The sequence below is a fragment of the Stenotrophomonas sp. 3(2025) genome (assembly GCF_052665395.1).
Genome location: NZ_JBQOIF010000031.1, coordinates 1 through 18,649, shown reverse-complemented (window position 1 = coordinate 18,649; position 18,649 = coordinate 1). Strand labels below are relative to the sequence as shown.

Genomic DNA, 18,649 nt, shown 5'->3' with positions numbered 1-18,649 from the left:
CGGGCCACAAGCACGATACAAAGGTGTTGACAGCCCTTGTACACATCAGCAGAATAGCGGGCTCACCAAGGCTATGTAGCTCAGCCGGTTAGAGCACAGCACTCATAATGCTGGGGTCGGTGGTTCGAGTCCACCCATAGCCACCACGTTGAAGTTGTTTTTCAACGTGAAAAGTGAGAAAATAGTTACACGTTACATTGCCCCTTAGCCAAGCGGTAAGGCACCTGACTCTGACTCAGGCATCGGTGGTTCGAATCCATCAGGGGCAGCCAAATTAAAAAGAAAAAGGCCTGATCGAAAGATCAGGCCTTTTTCTTTTTAATTTGGTCACGCATCCCACCTTATCCCCGCGCCTGTCGGCGCGCCCCCTTGAACAACAAGGGGGCTCTCCTCCAGACAGAGACCGGGGTCGGGCATACGGACCATGGGTAGTGCCGGCCGCTGGCCGGCAACCTTGAAATGCGCAGCCCCAGAACGACAAAAGCCCGGCCGAAGCCGGGCTTTTGCTTTTCCATCCAGCGGGCTCCCGAAGGAGCCCAACCAGGCGCGGTAAATCAGCGCTTGGAGAACTGGGTGGCGCGGCGGGCCTTGTGCAGACCGACCTTCTTACGTTCGACTTCGCGGGCGTCGCGGGTCATGAAGCCAGCCTTGCGCAGCTCGGACTTCAGGGTCTCGTCGTACTCGACCAGAGCACGGGCGATGCCCAGACGGATCGCACCGGCCTGGCCGGTGGTGCCGCCGCCAGCGGCGGTGACCAGGATGTCGAAGCTCTCGGTGTTCTTGGTCAGCTCGAGCGGCTGGCGCACGATCATGCGAGCGGTCTCACGGCCGAAGAACTCGTCCAGCGGACGGCCATTGACGGTGATGTTGCCCGAACCCTTGCGCAGGAACACGCGAGCGGTGGAGGACTTGCGGCGGCCAGTGCCGTAGTTTTGAGTGATAGCCATGATTAGATATCCAGAACCTGCGGCTGCTGTGCGGCGTGCGGATGCTCAGTGCCGGCGTAGACCTTGAGCTTGCGGTACATCTGGCGACCCAGCGTGCCCTTCGGCAGCATGCCCTTGACGGCGGTCTCGATCACGCGCTCCGGGTGGCGCTCAAGCGCCTGGGCGAGGGATTCGGTCTTCAGGTTGCCGATGTAACCGGTGAAACGGTGATACATCTTGTCCTGCAGCTTCTTGCCGGTGACGACAATCTTTTCTGCATTGATGACGACCAGGTAGTCGCCGGTATCAACGTGCGGGGTGTAGACCGGCTTGTGCTTGCCACGCAGACGGCGGGCCAGCTCGGTGCAGAGACGGCCCAGGGTCTTGCCCTCGGCGTCGACGAGGTACCAGTCGCGCTGGACGGTCTCGTTCTTGGCAGTGAAAGTGCTCATGAAGAACTCTTGGTTAGGTCGGGCTCATTGCGGCGAAGGACTCGCCGGAACTCTGCCACGCGTTGTGAAAGGTGGAGCGTAAGGGGCGGCATTGTACGCAGCTTGGCTGGCGGGTGCAAGCCGGCGCCCGCCCCGGGTTGGCAGGGGACCGGGGCCGGGCGAGAATCGGGCTTCCCCCGCTCCACGCCGTGCCGCCATGACCGTGCTTCGCCAGACCACCCCGCTGGACCACCTGCTGACCGAGGCGCAGCGCGCCCTGGACACGGTGTTCGGCAACCCGCCGGCCAGCCGCCCCTATCCGGCCACGGACACCGGCGAGCCCGGCATGGACAGCGCCCAGCGTCGCCACGCGGCCGGGCTGATGCGCATCAACCATGTCGGTGAGGTCTGCGCCCAGGGCCTGTACTTCGGCCAGGCCGCGGTGGCACGCGACCCGGCGACCCGCGAACATCTGCTGGAAGCGGCCCAGGAAGAGACCGATCACCTGGCCTGGTGCGCCACCCGCCTGGGCGAGCTGGACAGCCGCCCGAGCCTGTTCAATCCGCTCTGGTACGCCGGCAGCTACACCATCGGCACCCTGGCCGGGCTGCGCGGCGACGGCTGGAACCTGGGCTTCGTGGTCGAGACCGAGCGCCAGGTGGAAGCCCATCTGGACGAACACCTGGTCGACCTGCCGGCCGGCGACCTGCGCAGCCGCGCGGTCATCCGGGTGATGAAGGAAGACGAGGCCCGGCATGCCGAGCATGCCGAACAGGCCGGCGCACGCCGCCTGCCGTTCCCGATCCCGGGCGCGATGGCGCTGGCCTCCAGGGTGATGAAGACCATTGCCTACCGCATTTGAAAGGGCAACCCCCACCAACGGTGGGGGCCTACCAAACCACACGGTGGGGCCCGACCGTTGGTCGGGCCGCCCTTCAATTCGGTGACACCAGCTTCAGGCCGATCACACCGGCCACGATCAGGCCCACGCAGGCCAGGCGCGCCGGCGAGGCGCTGTCGTTGAACAGGTAGATGCCCAGCACCGTCACGCCCATGGCGCCGATGCCGGTCCAGATCGCATAGGCCGTGCCGACCGGAATGTTCTTCATCGCCTGGCTCATCAGGTACAGGCTGATCAGGGCCGACACCACCGTCAGGGCGGTCGGCACGGGTTTGCTGAAACCTTCGGAGTACTTCATTCCAAGGGCGAATCCGATCTCGAACAGACCGGCCAGCAGCAGGTAGATCCAGGGCATGGGTGGGGGGCTCCTTACCTTTTTGGGAAAAACGAAACGGCCCGGTGTTTTCACACCGGGCCGTAAGTCGGTACATCGCCGTGGAACTGAAGATTGCGCCAAGCGCAGGCTCCACGGGGCGGGGCGTCCCGCCTGGGTGGCGATGCCTGCCGGCATCGCACATGGGTCACTCAGCCAGGTTGCGGCCGTGGAACAGCTCTTCGATCTCACGACGCAGCAGCGCTTCGATCTTCATGCGTTCCTTGAACGAGATGTTCTTGGCCTTCTCCTCGAACAGGTACTGGTCCAGGTCGAAGTCCTTCAGGTGCATCTTCGTGTGGAAGATGTTTTCCTGGTAGACGTTGACGTCGAACATCTCGTAACGCGACTTGATGTTCTTGGCCAGGAAGTTCTGGATCGAGTTGATCTTGTGATCGATATAGTGCTTCTTGCCCTTCACATCACGCGTGAAGCCACGGACACGGTAGTCCATGATCACGATGTCCGATTCCAGGCTTTCGATCAGGTAGTTCAGTGCCTTCAACGGCGAAATGACGCCGCAGGTAGCCACGTCGATATCGGCGCGGAAGGTGGCAATGCCTTCCTGCGGGTGCGTTTCCGGATAGGTGTGCACGGTGATGTGCGACTTGTCCATGTGCGCGACCACGGCATCGGAAATCAACTCCTTGCCGGCCTGTTTCTTGTCGATCACCGGCTCTTCGGAGATCAGGATCGTCACCGAGGCACCCTGCGGATCGTAATCCTGGCGCGCCACGTTGAGGATGTTGGCGCCGATGATCTCAGCGACATCGGTCAAGATTTGAGTCAGCCTGTCGGCGTTGTACTCTTCATCGATGTATTCAATGTAACGCTGACGCTCCTCTTCGGTGCGCGCGTAACACACGTCATAGATGTTGAAGCTCAGCGCCTTGGTGAGGTTGTTGAAACCCTGCAACCTCAGGCGAGGCAACGGCTTGACCACGGCGGTCGATTCCTGTGTAAGAAGGGAAAGGGGGAATTATGCGGCATAAGTGTCTCCAGGGGGAACGTGAAGACGCTCAGCTTCTGGCACACTGTTTGCCCTTAACAATTGCGCTGGTTAAGCTCCGCTATCGACCCCGTGAATCCGTTCATGCGCAGAGGGAGCGCCCCTATCGTGTCAACCGTGCGCCTAGCTAGCAGCCCATTGGCCTTGGACATCGCCACAATCGACCGCTTCCTGGCACACAGCCACCGGCGGCGCTATCCCACCCGTACCGACGTCTTCCGACCTGGTGACCCGGCGGGAACCCTGTATTACGTCATCAGCGGCTCGGTTTCGATCATGGCCGAGGAGGAAGAGGACCGTGAGCTGGTGCTGGGCTATTTCGGCGCCGGAGAGTTCGTCGGCGAGATGGGCCTGTTCGTGGAGTCGGACCGCCGCGAGGTGATCCTGCGCACCCGCACCGCCTGTGAGCTGGCCGAAATCAGCTACGAGCGCCTGCATCAGCTGTTCCTCGGCCCGCTGTCGGCCGATGCCCCGCGCCTGCTGTATGCGCTGGGCCAGCAGATCTCCAAGCGCCTGCTGGACACCAGCCGCAAGGCCAGTCGCCTGGCGTTCCTGGATGTCACTGACCGTATCGTGCGCACCCTGCACGATCTGGCGCAGGAGCCGGAGTCGATGAGTCATCCGCAGGGCAGCCAGCTGCGCGTCTCACGCCAGGAACTGGCCCGCCTGGTCGGCTGCTCGCGCGAAATGGCCGGCCGGGTGCTGAAGAAGCTGCAGACCGACGGCCTGCTGCATGCCCGCGGCAAGACCGTGGTGCTGTACGGCACCCGTTGACCACCTGGTGTCCGCCGGGCATGGCCCGGCGCTGCCACAAGACCTGCGCCGGTAGCGCCGGGCCATGCCCGGCGGATCGCCGTACGTGCGACGTACCATCGCATGTCCCGCACACCCGCTTCCGCTAGGCTCGGTCCATGGAACTGAGCAGCGAATTCTGGTGGTTCATCCTCATCGGCCTTGGCGCACAGCTGGTCGATGGTGCACTGGGCATGGCGTTCGGGCTTGTTTCTTCCTCGGTGCTGCTCAGCATGGGGCTGCCTCCTGCACAGGTCAGCGCCAGCGTCCATACCGCTGAAGTGTTCACCACCGGCGCCTCCGGCGTGTCGCATCTGGTCGCTGGAAATGTCGACAGACGACTGTTCTTCCGCCTCGCCCTGCCCGGCGCCCTGGGCGGTGCACTCGGCGCGTACGTCCTGACACAGGTCCCTGGCGACCTGATCCGCCCGCTGATCTACCTGTACCTGCTGGTGCTGGCCATCATCATCCTGGCCCGCGCAGCCGGCCGCTGGATGCCCAAGGGCGAGATCCGCCGGGTGCCGGTGCTGGGATTCTTCGCTGGCCTGCTCGATGCCAGCGGCGGCGGCGGCTGGGGCCCGGTGGCCACCTCCACCCTGCTCGCCCGCGGTGGCCAGGCCAGGACCACGATCGGCACCGTCAACGCGGCCGAGTTCGTGGTCACCTTGACCATTTCTGCCACGTTCCTGCTGTCGATGGGAGTGCAGCACCTGCAGATCGTCGCCGGCCTGTTGATCGGCGGCATGATGGCCGCGCCGGTGGCGGCGGTGCTGGTGAAGCGGGTGAAGGAACGCTGGGTGCTGGTCGCGGTGGGCGTGCTGGTACTGGGCATCAGCCTGTTCCAGGTGGGCCATGCGCTGTTCGGGTACCTGCACCGCTGACCGCCCGCCGGGCGTGGCCCGGCGCTACCCGCGAGGGATCCGGTAGTGCCGGCCGCTGGCCGGCAACCCCATGAACTCCGGAAACGCGTGCCAGGTTGCCGGCCAGCGGCCGGCACTACCGGGTCCCCGCCCGGCGGGCAGGCGGGGTTGATTACGCCTTGTCGCCGCCACGGTCCACGCAGCCCCAGTTGAGGATGCGGGTGCCGGCCGGCAGCACGCGGCGGAAGAATTCCACCTTGGCCGGCTTCGGGTTGACCACCACCGGCGCTTTCGCCGCCAGCAGCAGCGGGAGATCGGCGGTGCTGTCGGAATAGGCGATGTCGATGTCGCCGTAGCCGCGCTCGCGCAGCATGCGCATCTTCTCTTCGTTGTGGCAGTGGCGGGTCGGCCCCACCCCGCCCAGACGCGGCCCCACTTCGGTGCCGATCACCGGCACGTCCTGGTGAGCGACAAAGGCCAGGATCGCGCGGGCCAGCTCCGGCGGCGCACCGGTGGCCACCACCACGCGGTCGCCCTTGGCACGATGCGCGGCGAACACCTCCAGCGCCTGCGGCAACAGCTTGGCGCGCATCTGCGCCTCGTTGCGCAGCACGTAGGCGTCGATCACCTTGTTGAACTCACGCGCGCGGTGCAGCCCGAAACTGCCGATCCAGACATAGACCGAGATACCGGCACGGCGGGTCGGCAGCATCGCCACCATCGGCCCGGCGATCGGGGTGACCAGCAGCGCCGCCAGCATCCGCAGCGGGTTGCGCTTGATCAGCGAGGCGAACAGGTGGGTGCCCGAATCGCCGTCATACAGGGTGTGGTCGAAGTCGAAGACCACCAGCGGCGCATCCTCGCGCGGCGTTGGATAGTGCGTTTTCATGCTGCGAAGAATAGCTGACGCAGACCCTCGCCCGGCTCTTCCACGCGCATGAAGGCCTCGCCGACCAGGAACGCATGGATGCCGGCATCGCGCATCAACGCCACGTCCTGCGGGCCGAGAATGCCACTCTCGGTAACCAGCAGGCGGTCGCGTGGCACGGCCAGGCGCATGTCCAGCGTGGTCTGCAGCGACACCTCGAAGGTGCGCAGGTTGCGGTTGTTGATGCCGATCATCGGCGCCGGCACCTGCAGCGCACGCTCCAGTTCGTCGATGTCATGCACTTCCACCAGCACGTCCATGCCCAGCGACATCGCCAGTTCGGACAGCGTGGCCAGCTGCGTATCGTCCAGCGCGGCGACGATCAACAGGATGCAGTCGGCGCCGAGCACTCGGGCCTCGACCACCTGATAGGCGTCGATCACGAAGTCCTTGCGCAGCACCGGAAGCGTGCAGGCGTCGCGGGCCTGCTGCAGGTAGACGTCGGCCCCCTGGAAGAAATCCACGTCGGTCAGCACCGACAGGCAGCTGGCGCCGCCGAACTCATAGCTGACCGCGATGTCGGCCGGGCGGAAGTCCGGGCGGATCACGCCCTTGGACGGGCTGGCCTTCTTCACCTCGGCAATCACCGCCGGATCGCCATTGGCTACCGCGGCCTGCAGCGCGCGCACGAAACCGCGCACCGGTGGCGCATCGGCCAGCGCGGCCTGCAGCTCCTCAAGCGGCCGCTGGGCGCGGCGCTGGGCTACTTCTTCGGCCTTGCGGGCCAGGATCGTCTGCAGGATATCGCTCATCGTCGTCGGGTCGGTGCTGGGGCGGTGAGGACGACCATTATCGGCCATCGGGTGGGTCAGGCTGAACCGCGCGCTCAGGCAACCAGCGCGCGGGTGGTATCGACATACTGCTGCAGGCGGGCACGGGCGCTGCCGTCGGCGATGACCGCGCGGGCACGGGCCAGGCCGTCGCCGATATCGCTGGCTACACCCGCCACGTACAACGCTGCGCCCGCATTCAGGGCGACGATGTCCAGCGCCGGACCCGGCTCGTTGTCGAGCACCGCGCGCAGCATGGCAATGGATTGCTCCGGGCCGTCCACGCGCAGGTTGCGGCTGGCCGACATGGCGATGCCGAAGTCTTCCGGATGGATCTCGTACTCGCGCACCTTGCCGTCGCGCAGCTCACCCACCAGGGTGCCGGCGCCCAGCGAGATCTCGTCCATGTTGTCGCGGCCCCAGACCACCATGGCGCGCTCGGTACCCAGCTCGCGCAGCACGCGCGCCTGGATGCCCACCAGGTCGGGATGGAACACGCCCATCAGCACCGACGGTGCGCTGGCCGGGTTGGTCAGCGGCCCGAGGATGTTGAAGATGGTGCGCACGCCCATCTCGCGACGCACCGGCGCCACCACCTTCATCGACGGATGGTGGATCGGCGCGAACATGAAACCGATGCCGGTCTGTTCGATGGCCGCCGCCACCTGCGCCGGCTGCAGCTCGATCGCTGCGCCCAATGCCTCGACCGCATCGGCACTGCCGGACTTGGACGACACGCTGCGGTTGCCATGCTTGGCCACGCGCGCGCCGGCGGCAGCAGCAACGAACATCGCGCAGGTGGAGATGTTGAAGGTATGCGAGCCATCGCCACCGGTGCCGACGATGTCGACCAGGTGGGTGGTATCGGCAACCGGCACGGCCAGCGCGAATTCGCGCATCACCGTCGCCGCGGCGGCGATCTCGTCGATGGTTTCCTTCTTCACGCGCAGGCCGGTGAGGATGGCGGCGGTCATCATCGGCGAGACATCGCCGCGCATGATCTGCCGCATCAGGTCGACCATTTCGTCGAAGAAGATCTCGCGGTGTTCGATGGTGCGTTGCAGGGCTTCCTGGGGGGAGAAGCTCATCGGAATACTCCTTGGATCAGGCAGCCGGGCGCTGCAGGAAATTGCGCAGCAGCGCGTGACCATGCTCGGTGAGGATCGATTCGGGATGGAACTGCACGCCCTCCACCGGGAACTGGCGGTGGCGCAGGCCCATGATCTCTTCGATCGAGCCATCCTCGTTTTCGGTCCACGCGGTCACTTCCAGCGCGTCGGGCAGGCTGTTCTTGTCCACCACCAGCGAGTGGTAGCGGGTGGCCTGGTAACCGTCCGGCAGGCCGGCGAACACGCCCTTGCCTTCATGGCGGATCGGCGAGGTCTTGCCGTGCATGATGTTGCCGGCACGGATGACCGTGCCGCCGTAGACCTGGCCGATACCCTGGTGGCCCAGGCACACGCCGAGGATCGGCGTGGTCGGGCCCAGGCGCCGGATCAGCTCCAGCGACACGCCCGCTTCGTTGGGCGTGCACGGGCCGGGTGAGATGACGATGCGTTCGGGCTTCTGCGCGGCGATCTCGTCCACGCTCATCGCATCGTTGCGCACCACCTTCACTTCGGCACCCAGCGTCTGCAGGTACTGCACGAGGTTGTAGGTGAAGCTGTCGTAGTTGTCGATCATCCACAACATGGTCAGGTTCCGTCGCTTATCAGGAAAATGGCGTACACGTTTTCGGTGTAGGTGATGGGGCCGGCTTCGATGGATTCGGGCAGGCGCGAGCCCGTGGTCTCGATGCTGTTCATCGGCGCCTCGGGCGAGGGCGGCGAAGGCGGCGTCACCAGATCGCCGCTGCTGGGCCAGCTGCCTGCCTGGATGCCGTAGGCGAAGTTCGGCGCCACATCGGAAATGCTGTACAGACCGCGCAGCTGGGTGCCGTAGGCTTTGGCCAGGCCCTGCGCGGACTCGCGGGTCTTGGCTGCGGCCTCGCCCTTGAGTTCACGGCGCAGCGCCACCTCGCCCGAGTACGTCGGGGCCAGGCTGCTGACCTGTACGTTCTCGTTGGCCTTCAGCGCGCCCAGCACATCCTGCATCGCCTTCACGCTGGCAAAGCTGGCGCGCAGCTGGCGCGACACGCGGGTACCGATGAAGACCTGACGGTTCTGCTCATAGCGCGTCGCTGGGCCGATGCGCAGGTTGTCCGCGCGCACGCTGCCGTCCACCGCTTTGTGCTGCTTGAACAGCGCCAGCACGCGGGCGACGTTGTCCTGCACGCGGCGGCGCGCCGCATCGGCGTCCATGTCGGTTTCTTCGATGTTCAACTGCAGGCCGAACCGGTCCGGCATCACCGTGCGGGTGCCATGCCCCTTCACCAGCAGGTGCGGCTGCGAGGGAATGGTGTTTGCCTGCGCCCAGGCAGACGGGGCCATCGTGGCCAGCAACGACGACCACAGCAATGCGCTCAGCAGCTTCATGCGGTACTCCTTGTCTTGAATGGAAACAGCGAGGGGTGCTGCGGCGCAGGCCACAGCACGGGGAAACTCACAGGCCCTTGGCGGCCTGGGCGACGGCACGGAACAGCGCGCGGCCCTTGTTCATCGTCTCGTCCCACTCCTTGTCCGGGTCCGAGTCGTAGACGATGCCGGCGCCGGCCTGCACGTACAGGCGGCCGTCCTTGATCACGGCGGTGCGGATCGCAATCGCGGTATCGGCATCGCCGTGCCAGCCGATGTAGCCGATGCTGCCGGCGTAGACATTGCGCTTGATCGGTTCCAGTTCGCGGATCACTTCCAGCGCGCGGATCTTCGGCGCACCGCTGACCGTACCGGCCGGGAAGGTGGCACGCAGCACGTCGGCGTAGCTCAGGCCCGGCTGCAGCTGCCCGGTCACTTCGCTGACGATGTGCATGACGTGGCTGTAGCGTTCGATCACGAACTGCTCGCCCACTGCCACGGTACCGGCTTTGGACACGCGGCCGGCGTCGTTGCGGCCCAGGTCGATCAGCATCAAGTGCTCGGCGCGTTCCTTCGGATCGGCCAGCAGCTCGGCCTCCAGCGCCTGGTCCAGTTCCGGCGTGGCGCCGCGCGGGCGGGTGCCGGCGATCGGGCGCACGGTCACTTCACCCACGCCTTCATGGGTATGTTGCAGACGCACCAGGATTTCCGGCGACGAGCCGACCACCTGCAGATCGCCGACATCGAGGAAATACATGTACGGCGACGGGTTCAGTCCCCGCAGCGCGCGGTACACATCCACCGGCCGTGCCTTGAACGGCACGCTCAGGCGCTGGCTGAGCACCACCTGGAAGATGTCGCCGGCACGGATGTACTCCTTGCTGCGCTGGACGGCATCGACGAAGCCTTCGCGGGTGAAGCCGGAGATGAAATCGGACTCGTCCAGCACGTCGCTGGTGAGCGGTGCGGGATAGCCCGCGCCCGGCGCACGCAGCTTGGCGGTCAGCGCATCCAGGCGGGTCTGGGCCTGCTCGAACGCACCCGCGAGGCGGGGGTCGGCGTGCACGATCAGGTACAGCCGGCCCTTCAGGTTGTCGAACACCGCCAGCTCATCGGAGTGCAGCAGCAGGATGTCCGGAGTGCCCAGTTCGTCGCGGCCGGCCGGCGATGCCAGGCGTGGCTCGATGTAGCCGATGCACTCGAACCCGAACCAGCCGACCAGGCCACCGGTGAAGCCCGGCAGGCCTTCCAGCTTCGGCACCGAGTGGGCACTGCGCAGCGCCTCGACCTCGGCAAACGGATCGGCCACCTCGCGGGTTTCCACCACCTGGCCGTCCTCGCGCACCGTCAGGGTGTGGCCGTGGAAGGCGTACACGCGACGTGCCGGCAGGCCGATGATCGAGTAACGACCAAAGCGCTCGCCGCCTTCGACGGATTCAAACAGGTAGGTATTGGGGCCGTCGGCGAGCTTCAGATAGACCGAAAGCGGCGTGTCCAGGTCGGACAGCACTTCGCGGACAACGGGAATATGGGTGTGGCCTTCAGCGGCCTGCTGCTGAAACTGAGCGTGCGAGATCAAGACGACTTTCCTTCCGGGACACAGCGTTATGGGGACGGACGACGGCAACAGGCCACCATCGCCACCAACGGCGTGCGGAAGAAAGGGTATGCGGGGTCGTCAGGCTGGACACCCAATGACTGTATCGCAGCTTTGGCCGCAGGGAAACCCTTTGGCGACGGGCGGTTTGCGCCGCCCTAGCCCATCCGCCGCGCCTGTTCCTGGGTCTCCTGCACCTGCTGCTGGGCCAGCGACACCCCCTGCGCCTGCTCGCGAGTGGCATTGATCGCGTCCATCTGGGCGGTGCTCGCGCTCAACGGCTGGGCCATGCCCGCCGCCACTTCGACGTGGGCATGTCGACGGTGCGCGGCGTTCAGGTCGGGCGTATCCACCGCGAAGGCACGGCTGTGGTCGTCGCTGAGCACCACGTGGGAAATGGACTCCAGCCCCTCGCGCCTGGCCTGCACGGCCAGTGCGCCGGCGAGCTGGTCGCTCTGCAGGTCAGGCACCCGGTTGTGGGCGCGGTCCAGCGCGTGGACCCCGGTCTGGGCACCCACAAACAGGGGGTTGCCGGCATGGGAGGGATGGTCGATGCCGATCGCCTGCGCCGAGGGTTCGCCGGCACGGCTGGCCTGCCGGCTTTCGGCGGCAGGCTGGACGTGCGGGGGCCGCGCGACCAGTTTCCGGGCGGCGGCCTCCTGCTTGATCAGTTCCGAGTCCAGGCTGGGGATGACCGTCGGATCCATGCCATGGCGGGCGGTCGCCTCACTGAAGGCCGGCATCATTCCGCGGATGACGCGTCCGGACTTGTCGAGGTTGTGCAGCTTCGCTGCGTCCAACGCCAGGTTGCCGGTCGGCAAGTGGGTCGCAGCGGCAGCCCCGATGCCCACCGCAGCACCCCCTACCGCGGACAGTGTGATCGGCGCCTTGGCAGTAATGCCCTTCACATGGGAGGCCACCAGGTCATAGCCGCGGTCAACATGGGCGCCGGCGGTGGCGAACCCGTTCTGCAGCTTGCCAGCGACCCATTGGCCGTCGTGGTTGATGGCGGCGGCCACGCGCTCGCCCGCCGCGCGCGTGCCTGCGGCATCAGCAAGGGCCTGCTTCGTCGCATGCTGCGCATGTTGCTCGCCGTGGTCACGGACGTCTTCGGCCTGCCTGGCAAGCCTGCCGGCGACGTTGTCCGCGCCCACCCGGTCAGCGACCCACGACAGTGCGGACAGGCCATGGGAGCGGGTCTGCGATTCGACGCGGTGCAGGGTGGATTCGATGCTTCCGGTCAGTTCGCGCCCCGAAGCAACCACCGTGCTCGTCGCCCGGGTACCCAACTGCAGGCTGGCCGAGCCCATGTTCACCACCTGGCCGATGACCATGCCTTCGGTCTTCAGCACACGCTCGACGCCATCGCCCGTTCTGTCCAGCACCTGGGCAGTGGCAGCGCCCGCCCGCTCGACCTGCTCGCCGGCCAGGCGACCGCTACGCATACCGTAGGCCGTGGCGTGCAGGACAGTGGACAACGGCCCCGCCAGTTCCGCCACCTGGCTGGGCGGCGCCACGTGCGGGCGATCGACGAGTGCCCCTTGCGCGTCGCGGGTCTTGGGCTCAAGCAACAATTCCAGACGTCCTGCCGCGAGCGGAATATCGCGCAGCGCCTGCTGGCCCGGCTGGCTCGCCAGTTGTTCGATGAACTGTGCGGCGGAGGTCTGCGCCCCCGGGGGCAGCATCTCGCGCAGCTTTTCACCGACGACCTTCTGCATGGCCGGATCCTTCAGCACCATGCCCAGCTCGTTGGCAAGCACGCCGTAGCCACGACGTTGCTGCTCGCTCAAGCGGTGCATGCCGTTCTGCACATCGTTCAGCACTTCACCGGCGGTCTGGTAGGTACGCACGGTCTGCTGCGTATCGAAGGTCGGCAGGCCGTTGTCCTTGGCGAAACGCGCCGGGGTGGCCGGATGCAGGCCGGCGGCGTTGAACGTGGTGGCACGTGCGCCGGTGACTGCGGACGCGGCGGATGCCATGCCGCCACCGAGGGAGTGACCGGCGATTTCGAAGCCACCGGGGCGCTCCTGATTGACGATGGAGGCAAGACGCATGGCGCGATCGTAGTAATCGCTGCGCATGCCGATGCCCTGCTGACCGTTGTTGAGGAAATCCTCGCCACCGGATTCGCGCCGTCCACTGGGCGAAGACGGATCGACAATTTGCCCCGTAGAGCCCTTGTACACGATGACGGGCTTCGCATCCTCGCCTAGAACGCGCTTATCAGGGAGATAGATTTCAGCGCGAAACCCAGAGTACCTGGGCTGCAGCAACTCTTTTAGATCGTCATTCGAGATATCGATTCCAGCGGCACGAAGTGCGGCTGGATCGCTGCTAGCACGCGCCCAGCCAACCGGCGCCTGGCCCTCATGATTCGCGGCTCGATACACATCAGCCGCCAGGCCTGACATTTCACGAGCGTGATACGTCTCTTGGAGACGATCCGCCTCCTTGTCATTCCCACTTTCACGCAGTTTCTCAACAAGAAGATTCTGTTCCTGGACGGCGCGCGAGCGCGCCTCAACGTCTGGACCACTCATGGCAAACTCCATTGCACTATGAAAGCCGCGTATCTCGATCCGCGAGACTTATGGATTATCAGAACATTTTGCTAATGTCACGTCCTCGCCGGTTCAACAGGAAGACCATGTCCGTCGTTCTTCACAACATGACGACAAAGCTGCTCATTTGCGTGGCATGGGTCGCACTTCTCCTGGCTACGGGCTGCTCCGTCTCCTCCGCACACGGGGCCAGCGACTACTTTGACGGCGGGGCATTGCGACTCGCCATTGCCGCCGAGCATGGCGACGTCGAATCCATCCAGCGCCTTATCAAGGATGAAAAGATCGATCCGGATAAAACATTCTCCAATCGAGATGGCATTCCGTTGATCGCGTGGCCCCTGCGAGCCCGCAACATCGAAGGGCTCAGGGCATTGTTGGAGGCCGGCGCAGACCCCAATGCGCGCGAGTCAAAGCAGATGAATGGAGAACTGATCAGGTTCGACAACGCGATGGTCTACGCGGCCAAGATGGATGACCCGCGCTACCTGGAGCTTCTGCTGAAACACGGCGGAAACCCCAATACGCGAAACGTCAACAACGAAACGTTGCTTCTGCAGGCCTTCCTCAGCGGAAATCAGTGGAAAAATGTGCAGGTCCTGGTGGAAAACGGAGCGAACATCAATGAGTCCAGCCTGAAAAGCCTGGGCGATGACACGGTCCTGAGCTGGTACACGACGCGAGGCGGCTTCGACTACGCATACTGGCTGCTGGAACATGGTGCTGATCCAGCGATTGCAAAGCCGGAAGGGTCCAGCCAGCCTGGCCGGCAGAAGATGGTCGAGGACATCTACTGGGAAATCACCACACCCGACAACCTGCCGTGGCAGAAGAAATGCCAGCAATGGCTGGCTGAGCGCAACATCCCCCGCCCGCCGATGCCCGACCACATCCGCAGGAAGCGCGAGGCCTTCAAATTCCCAAGCAAGGAAGAAGACATTCCGCTGCTCTGATTCCTGTCTCAGCTGCCGGAAAGCAGCACGCAGTCATCCGGCAGATGCATCCGCACCCTGCCCGCCACGCAGTCGATGCGGAAGCGGCGTGCCTGCACCGGTTCGCCGTCCAGGTTCAACGTCAACGGCTGCGGTGCGTCGATCTGCAGCCACGGCAGCTGCGCGCGCGTGGCGACACGTTCCAGCGCCGCCTCCTTGCCGCCGGTCAGCATCTGCCCAAGGGTGGCTGCGACTTCACCCTCCAGCTCCGGCACCACGGTGACATCCAGCAGGCCGTCATCGATCAGTGCCTGCGGGCACAGCTGCTGGCCACCACCGGCCTGACGGCCATTGCCGACGCCCAGTGCGATGAACCCGCCTTCCCACTGCAAGTCCGGCCCGCTCAGGCGTGCGGTGATGGGTTCGATGCGGCCGAGCTTGGCGATGCCGGTGATGACATAGGCCAGTCCGCCGAGCATCTTCTTCAAGCCGGCATCGGTTTCCACCGTGACCTGGGTACCGAAGCCACCGCTGGCGAGGTTTGCGCACCACCATGGCTTGCCGTCGGCATCGACGCGCAGCAGGTCCATCGGGCGTGGGTGGCCGCCGGCAATCAGCGCGAAGGCCTCCTGCGGCTCCACCGGAATGCCAGCAGCGGTGGCGAAATCGTTGGCGGTACCCATCGGCACCAGCGCCAGCGAAGGCAGCGCCTCAGCCGGTTCGTCGCGATGGGCCAGCGTCTCGGCCACCGCGCTCAGCGTTCCGTCGCCGCCGGCCGCCACGATCACGTCCACGCCGTGGTCGATGGCCTCGGCGACATAGCGCTCGGCATCACCATCTTCCCAGGTCACCCGCACTTCCAGCTGCACGCCGCGTTCGCGCCAGTGGCCCACGGCCTCGCGCAGGTCATCGTTGCCTGCGGACTTGCCGTTGAGGATCAGGCGCCAGCGCGGTGTGCTCATGCGGTGCTTCCAGGGAAGGGCGGCACAGGCTAGCAACCGCGCGTTCGGGGCCAGTGAAAGGCAGCGGCCACCGTTCAGGTCAGGGCGCTGGACTCGCCCGTGCGCCATGTCATGCAGGTGTCATCGGCCACCCGGAGAATGGAAGGCCATAGCAGGGACGACGGATGGAGGCAGGATCAGCCTCCCACGCATGCAGCAAGGCCACGCCAGCGTTTGGCGTGGCTTTTTTTTATCCATGGCCACGCATGGCGTGGATGCACTTCGCCTCAACCGTTGGCGAAATCGTGCAACGCTTGACCCTGCAACCGGTATACCGTCCACTCGTCCTGCGGTCTGGCGCCGGCTGCGGTGTAGAACTCGATGGCCGGGGTGTTCCAGTCCAGCACCGACCATTCGAAGCGACCACAACCCTCAGCTACCGCCTGGCGAGCGATGTACTTCAGCAGCGCTTTGCCCGCGCCGGAGCCGCGCTTTTCCGGGCTCACGTACAGGTCTTCCAGGTAGATGCCCTTGCGCCCCAGCCAGGTGGAATAGTTGTAGAAATACACCGCGTAGCCGATGGCTTCACCGTTGGCCTCGCAGACCAGCGCGCGGGCGGTGGCGTCGGCGCCGAACAGGCTTTCGGCGATGCCGATCTCGTCGGTCTGCACCGACTGCTCGGCCTTCTCGTAGATCGCCAGTTCGCGGATGAACCGAAGGATCAGGCCGGCGTCGGCGACGGTGGCCGGGCGGATGTTCAACAGTGCCATGGGCGAAGAGGGAACGAAGGGAGTTGAACGAGCTTAATCCCCTCCGTCCCCTTTTTGTCAGCGCGCTGCAGCGACGTTGGCGCGCATCTGCGCGATCACGTCCTGGTAGCTGGTCTTGGCGTTGAAGATGGCCGAGCCGGCGACGAACGTGTCGGCGCCAGCGGCGGCGATCTCGCCGATGTTGTCGGCCTTCACGCCACCATCGATCTCAAGGCGGATGTCACGGCCGCTGGCATCGATCTTCTGGCGCACCACGCGCAGCTTGTCCAAGGCCGACGGAATGAAGGCCTGGCCGCCGAAGCCCGGGTTGACCGACATCAGCAGCACCAGGTCCAGGTCGTCCAGCACCCAGTCGAGGATGTCCACCGGGGTGGCCGGGTTGAGCACGATGCCCGGCTTGCAGCCCAGCGAGCGGATCAGCTGGATGGTGCGGTGCACGTGGCGGCTGGCCTCCGGGTGGAAGCTGATGTAGGTGGCACCGGCCTCGGCAAAGTCCGGGATGATGCGGTCCACCGGCTCGACCATCAGGTGCACGTCGATCGGCGCGGTGACGCCATGCTTGCGCAGCGCCTGGCAGACCATCGGGCCGATGGTCAGGTTGGGCACGTAGTGGTTGTCCATCACATCGAAATGGACCCAGTCCGCACCTGCGGCCAGGACGTTGTCGACTTCCTCGCCCAGGCGGGCGAAGTTGGCCGAGAGGATGGAAGGAGCGATGAGGCAGTTGGACATGGCCGGGGCCTTCGGAACGGGGAAAGGGGTTTCCCGCCCGCAGGCGGGGCAATGGGGTCAGCGCTTGCGCAGGGTCTTGATGCGGTCGTAGGCGGCGTTGATGCGCCGCGACTTCTGCTCGGCCTGCTGCTGCAGCTCGGGGGCGGCGCCGCCCAGCTTGTCGGGGTGGTACTGGGAGATCAGCTTGCGGTAGGCGCGCTCGACCTCGGCATCGGTGGCCTCGGAGGTCAGCCCCAGCTCGCGGTACGGGTTCTCCTTGTTCAGGCGGAACCAGTCGCTGTCGAAGGCATGCCCCAGCAACAGGCCGACCACCGCGCCGAACAGCGGATTGGGCCGGAACAGCAGGGCGCCGGCGATGAATCCGAGCAGTTTTCCGTACCAGCGCATGGCGCTCCGGGGTCGGCCGACGAAATGGACGCTCATTTTACGTCACAGCGGGCCCGGACCGCTTTACACTAGGCCGCCCGCTGACCAGTTGCGGGCCCGCCGGGTCCCCTGGGCAGCCGTCTCGACGAAGCCCCAGGAGTGCCCGTGCCAACCACGCTGTTGCAATCCGATCTCCCCGGCCTGCCCTTGCGCCACCGCGGCAAGGTGCGTGATGTGTTCGATATCCCGCGCGAGCGACTGCCGGCCGGTACCCCACCGGGGGACTACCTCTTGATGGTCGCCACCGATCGCCTGTCGGCGTTCGATGTGGTCCTGCCCGACCCGATCCCGGGCAAGGGCGAGATGCTCTGCCAGGTGTCCAACTTCTGGTTCGCCAAGACCGCGCACCTGATGCCCAACCACCTGACCGGCATCGATGTGGCCAGCGTGCTGCCCGAGGGCGTGGACGCGGCCCTGTACGCCAAGCGCGCGGTGGTCACCCGCAAGCTGAAGCCGGTACCGGTGGAAGCCATCGCCCGCGGCTACCTGATCGGCAGCGGCTGGAAGGACTACCAGCGCACCGGCAAGGTCAGCGGCATCGAGCTGCCCGATGGCCTGCGCCAGGCCGAGCAGCTGCCCGAGCCGATCTTCACCCCCTCGACCAAGGCCGCCGTTGGCGACCATGACGAGAACATCGACTTCGACGCGATGGTGAAGACGGTCGGTGCGGAAATGGCCGAGCGGGTGCGCGACGCGACGCTGCGCATCTACAAGTTCGCGGCCGATTACGCACGCGAGCACGGCATCATCCTGGCCGACACCAAGTTCGAGTTCGGTACCGACGCCGACGGTCGCCTGTACATCATGGACGAGATGCTGACGCCGGATTCCTCGCGCTACTGGCCTGCCGACGAGTACGAAGTGGGCACCAGCCCGCCGAGCTACGACAAGCAGTTCGTGCGTGACTACCTGGAGACGCTGGACTGGGGCAAGACCGCCCCGGGCCCGAGCATCCCGGCGGAGATCATCGAGCGCACCCGCGCCAAGTACGCCGAAGCGCTGCAGCGCCTGGCCGGGATCAGCGTCGACTGATTCCCCTGCGCCCCCCCGGCCCGCGTGGCGGGGGCGTTCTGAATGCGGTAGTGCCGGCCGCTGGCCGGCAATCTCCGCGAACCTGCAGCCAGGCATGGCCTGGCTCTGCTGGCGGTTGGTAGTGCCGGCCGCTGGCCAGCAACCCCGGCGAACCTGCAGCCGGGCATGGCCTGGCTCTACTGCCGGTTGGTAGTGCCGGCCGCTGGCCGGCAACC

General features: G+C 65.6%; 20 protein-coding genes and 2 tRNA genes. 7 read left to right on the top strand and 15 right to left on the bottom strand.

Features of this window, described 5'->3' with window-relative positions:
- Positions 1–69 precede the first annotated feature (69 nt).
- Positions 70–146 (top strand) — tRNA-Met (locus ACUXVE_RS18435).
- Positions 147–198: 52 nt separating this feature from the next.
- A tRNA-Gln gene (locus ACUXVE_RS18430) sits at positions 199–272 on the top strand.
- A 282-nt stretch (positions 273–554) separates the two neighbouring features.
- On the opposite strand, the gene rpsI is transcribed toward ACUXVE_RS18430, so the two are convergent.
- Entirely contained in the window at positions 555–947 is a 393-nt protein-coding gene (gene rpsI / locus ACUXVE_RS18425) for a 30S ribosomal protein S9 (RefSeq protein WP_005411311.1), read from the bottom strand.
- 2 nt (positions 948–949) lie between these two features.
- Complete coding sequence (gene rplM / locus ACUXVE_RS18420) at positions 950–1,378, bottom strand: 50S ribosomal protein L13 (RefSeq protein WP_025874623.1); 429 nt, start codon at positions 1,376–1,378, stop codon at positions 950–952.
- Positions 1,379–1,574: 196 nt separating this feature from the next.
- Between rplM and coq7 the strand changes: the two genes are divergently transcribed.
- The gene (gene coq7, locus ACUXVE_RS18415) at positions 1,575–2,219 is read left to right on the top strand and encodes a 2-polyprenyl-3-methyl-6-methoxy-1,4-benzoquinone monooxygenase (protein WP_033832396.1); all 645 of its coding nucleotides are present in this window, start codon (positions 1,575–1,577) and stop codon (positions 2,217–2,219) included.
- 73 nt (positions 2,220–2,292) lie between these two features.
- On the opposite strand, the gene ACUXVE_RS18410 is transcribed toward coq7, so the two are convergent.
- Together ACUXVE_RS18410 and speD are read right to left on the bottom strand one after the other, a co-directional pair.
- A complete protein-coding gene (locus ACUXVE_RS18410) occupies positions 2,293–2,613 on the bottom strand; it encodes a DMT family transporter (RefSeq protein WP_025874621.1) in 321 nt (106 codons plus the stop codon).
- 166 nt (positions 2,614–2,779) lie between these two features.
- Positions 2,780–3,574 (bottom strand): adenosylmethionine decarboxylase, encoded by a 795-nt coding sequence (gene speD / locus ACUXVE_RS18405; protein WP_025874620.1) that lies wholly within the window; start codon positions 3,572–3,574, stop codon positions 2,780–2,782.
- A gap of 150 nt (positions 3,575–3,724) precedes the next feature.
- Here speD and crp point away from each other — a divergent pair, with 150 nt between their 5' ends.
- Positions 3,725–4,414, top strand: a complete 690-nt coding sequence (gene crp, locus ACUXVE_RS18400; RefSeq protein WP_025874619.1) for a cAMP-activated global transcriptional regulator CRP — start codon at positions 3,725–3,727, stop codon at positions 4,412–4,414.
- Between the two features lie 137 nt (positions 4,415–4,551).
- A complete protein-coding gene (locus ACUXVE_RS18395; protein ID WP_093818185.1) occupies positions 4,552–5,313 on the top strand; it encodes a sulfite exporter TauE/SafE family protein in 762 nt (253 codons plus the stop codon).
- A gap of 151 nt (positions 5,314–5,464) precedes the next feature.
- On the opposite strand, the gene ACUXVE_RS18390 is transcribed toward ACUXVE_RS18395, so the two are convergent.
- The 7 genes from ACUXVE_RS18390 to ACUXVE_RS18360 form a co-directional block, all read right to left on the bottom strand.
- Positions 5,465–6,181 (bottom strand): haloacid dehalogenase-like hydrolase, encoded by a 717-nt coding sequence (locus tag ACUXVE_RS18390; protein ID WP_025874617.1) that lies wholly within the window; start codon positions 6,179–6,181, stop codon positions 5,465–5,467.
- Positions 6,178–6,972, bottom strand: a complete 795-nt coding sequence (trpC, locus tag ACUXVE_RS18385) for an indole-3-glycerol phosphate synthase TrpC (protein WP_025874616.1) — start codon at positions 6,970–6,972, stop codon at positions 6,178–6,180. The genes ACUXVE_RS18390 and trpC overlap by 4 nt, the downstream gene beginning before the upstream one ends.
- A 74-nt stretch (positions 6,973–7,046) precedes the next feature.
- The gene (gene trpD / locus ACUXVE_RS18380) at positions 7,047–8,078 is read right to left on the bottom strand and encodes an anthranilate phosphoribosyltransferase (RefSeq protein ID WP_025874615.1); all 1,032 of its coding nucleotides are present in this window, start codon (positions 8,076–8,078) and stop codon (positions 7,047–7,049) included.
- A gap of 16 nt (positions 8,079–8,094) precedes the next feature.
- The gene (locus ACUXVE_RS18375) at positions 8,095–8,682 is read right to left on the bottom strand and encodes an anthranilate synthase component II (protein WP_025874614.1); all 588 of its coding nucleotides are present in this window, start codon (positions 8,680–8,682) and stop codon (positions 8,095–8,097) included.
- 2 nt (positions 8,683–8,684) lie between these two features.
- Entirely contained in the window at positions 8,685–9,464 is a 780-nt protein-coding gene (locus ACUXVE_RS18370) for an SIMPL domain-containing protein (RefSeq protein ID WP_222388250.1), read from the bottom strand.
- Positions 9,465–9,531: 67 nt separating this feature from the next.
- The gene (gene trpE, locus ACUXVE_RS18365; RefSeq protein WP_093818189.1) at positions 9,532–11,022 is read right to left on the bottom strand and encodes an anthranilate synthase component I; all 1,491 of its coding nucleotides are present in this window, start codon (positions 11,020–11,022) and stop codon (positions 9,532–9,534) included.
- A gap of 176 nt (positions 11,023–11,198) precedes the next feature.
- Positions 11,199–13,580, bottom strand: coding sequence for an XVIPCD domain-containing protein (locus tag ACUXVE_RS18360; protein ID WP_445514918.1), 2,382 nt, complete (start codon positions 13,578–13,580; stop codon positions 11,199–11,201).
- A 107-nt stretch (positions 13,581–13,687) separates the two neighbouring features.
- Between ACUXVE_RS18360 and ACUXVE_RS18355 the strand changes: the two genes are divergently transcribed.
- A complete protein-coding gene (locus tag ACUXVE_RS18355) occupies positions 13,688–14,554 on the top strand; it encodes an ankyrin repeat domain-containing protein (protein ID WP_445514917.1) in 867 nt (288 codons plus the stop codon).
- Between the two features lie 8 nt (positions 14,555–14,562).
- Here ACUXVE_RS18355 and yegS read toward each other — a convergent pair whose 3' ends face one another.
- The 4 genes from yegS to ACUXVE_RS18335 form a co-directional block, all read right to left on the bottom strand.
- Positions 14,563–15,495 carry a lipid kinase YegS gene (gene yegS / locus ACUXVE_RS18350; RefSeq protein ID WP_222388246.1) on the bottom strand — a complete coding sequence of 311 codons (933 nt, stop codon included), beginning with the start codon at positions 15,493–15,495 and terminating at the stop codon, positions 14,563–14,565.
- Positions 15,496–15,761: 266 nt separating this feature from the next.
- Positions 15,762–16,244, bottom strand: a complete 483-nt coding sequence (locus ACUXVE_RS18345) for a GNAT family N-acetyltransferase (RefSeq protein ID WP_445514916.1) — start codon at positions 16,242–16,244, stop codon at positions 15,762–15,764.
- A gap of 57 nt (positions 16,245–16,301) precedes the next feature.
- A complete protein-coding gene (gene rpe / locus ACUXVE_RS18340; protein WP_025874606.1) occupies positions 16,302–16,976 on the bottom strand; it encodes a ribulose-phosphate 3-epimerase in 675 nt (224 codons plus the stop codon).
- A 57-nt stretch (positions 16,977–17,033) separates the two neighbouring features.
- Entirely contained in the window at positions 17,034–17,363 is a 330-nt protein-coding gene (locus tag ACUXVE_RS18335; protein WP_025874605.1) for a J domain-containing protein, read from the bottom strand.
- Between the two features lie 144 nt (positions 17,364–17,507).
- Here ACUXVE_RS18335 and ACUXVE_RS18330 point away from each other — a divergent pair, with 144 nt between their 5' ends.
- Positions 17,508–18,434, top strand: coding sequence for a phosphoribosylaminoimidazolesuccinocarboxamide synthase (locus ACUXVE_RS18330; RefSeq protein WP_032976644.1), 927 nt, complete (start codon positions 17,508–17,510; stop codon positions 18,432–18,434).
- The last annotated feature ends 215 nt before the right edge of the window (positions 18,435–18,649 follow it).

Bases quoted from the DNA above. Each gene is read 5' to 3' on its own strand.
- rpsI (WP_005411311.1), bottom strand. From the start codon at position 947: ATGGCTATCACTCAAAACTACGGCACTGGCCGCCGCAAGTCCTCCACC.
- rplM (WP_025874623.1), bottom strand. From the start codon at position 1,378: ATGAGCACTTTCACTGCCAAGAACGAGACCGTCCAGCGCGACTGGTAC.
- coq7 (WP_033832396.1), top strand. From the start codon at position 1,575: ATGACCGTGCTTCGCCAGACCACCCCGCTGGACCACCTGCTGACCGAG.
- ACUXVE_RS18410 (WP_025874621.1), bottom strand. From the start codon at position 2,613: ATGCCCTGGATCTACCTGCTGCTGGCCGGTCTGTTCGAGATCGGATTC.
- crp (WP_025874619.1), top strand. From the start codon at position 3,725: ATGCGCAGAGGGAGCGCCCCTATCGTGTCAACCGTGCGCCTAGCTAGC.
- ACUXVE_RS18395 (WP_093818185.1), top strand. From the start codon at position 4,552: ATGGAACTGAGCAGCGAATTCTGGTGGTTCATCCTCATCGGCCTTGGC.
- ACUXVE_RS18390 (WP_025874617.1), bottom strand. From the start codon at position 6,181: ATGAAAACGCACTATCCAACGCCGCGCGAGGATGCGCCGCTGGTGGTC.
- trpC (WP_025874616.1), bottom strand. From the start codon at position 6,972: ATGAGCGATATCCTGCAGACGATCCTGGCCCGCAAGGCCGAAGAAGTA.
- trpD (WP_025874615.1), bottom strand. From the start codon at position 8,078: ATGAGCTTCTCCCCCCAGGAAGCCCTGCAACGCACCATCGAACACCGC.
- ACUXVE_RS18375 (WP_025874614.1), bottom strand. From the start codon at position 8,682: ATGTTGTGGATGATCGACAACTACGACAGCTTCACCTACAACCTCGTG.
- ACUXVE_RS18370 (WP_222388250.1), bottom strand. From the start codon at position 9,464: ATGAAGCTGCTGAGCGCATTGCTGTGGTCGTCGTTGCTGGCCACGATG.
- ACUXVE_RS18360 (WP_445514918.1), bottom strand. From the start codon at position 13,580: ATGAGTGGTCCAGACGTTGAGGCGCGCTCGCGCGCCGTCCAGGAACAG.
- ACUXVE_RS18355 (WP_445514917.1), top strand. From the start codon at position 13,688: ATGTCCGTCGTTCTTCACAACATGACGACAAAGCTGCTCATTTGCGTG.
- yegS (WP_222388246.1), bottom strand. From the start codon at position 15,495: ATGAGCACACCGCGCTGGCGCCTGATCCTCAACGGCAAGTCCGCAGGC.
- ACUXVE_RS18345 (WP_445514916.1), bottom strand. From the start codon at position 16,244: ATGGCACTGTTGAACATCCGCCCGGCCACCGTCGCCGACGCCGGCCTG.
- rpe (WP_025874606.1), bottom strand. From the start codon at position 16,976: ATGTCCAACTGCCTCATCGCTCCTTCCATCCTCTCGGCCAACTTCGCC.
- ACUXVE_RS18335 (WP_025874605.1), bottom strand. From the start codon at position 17,363: ATGCGCTGGTACGGAAAACTGCTCGGATTCATCGCCGGCGCCCTGCTG.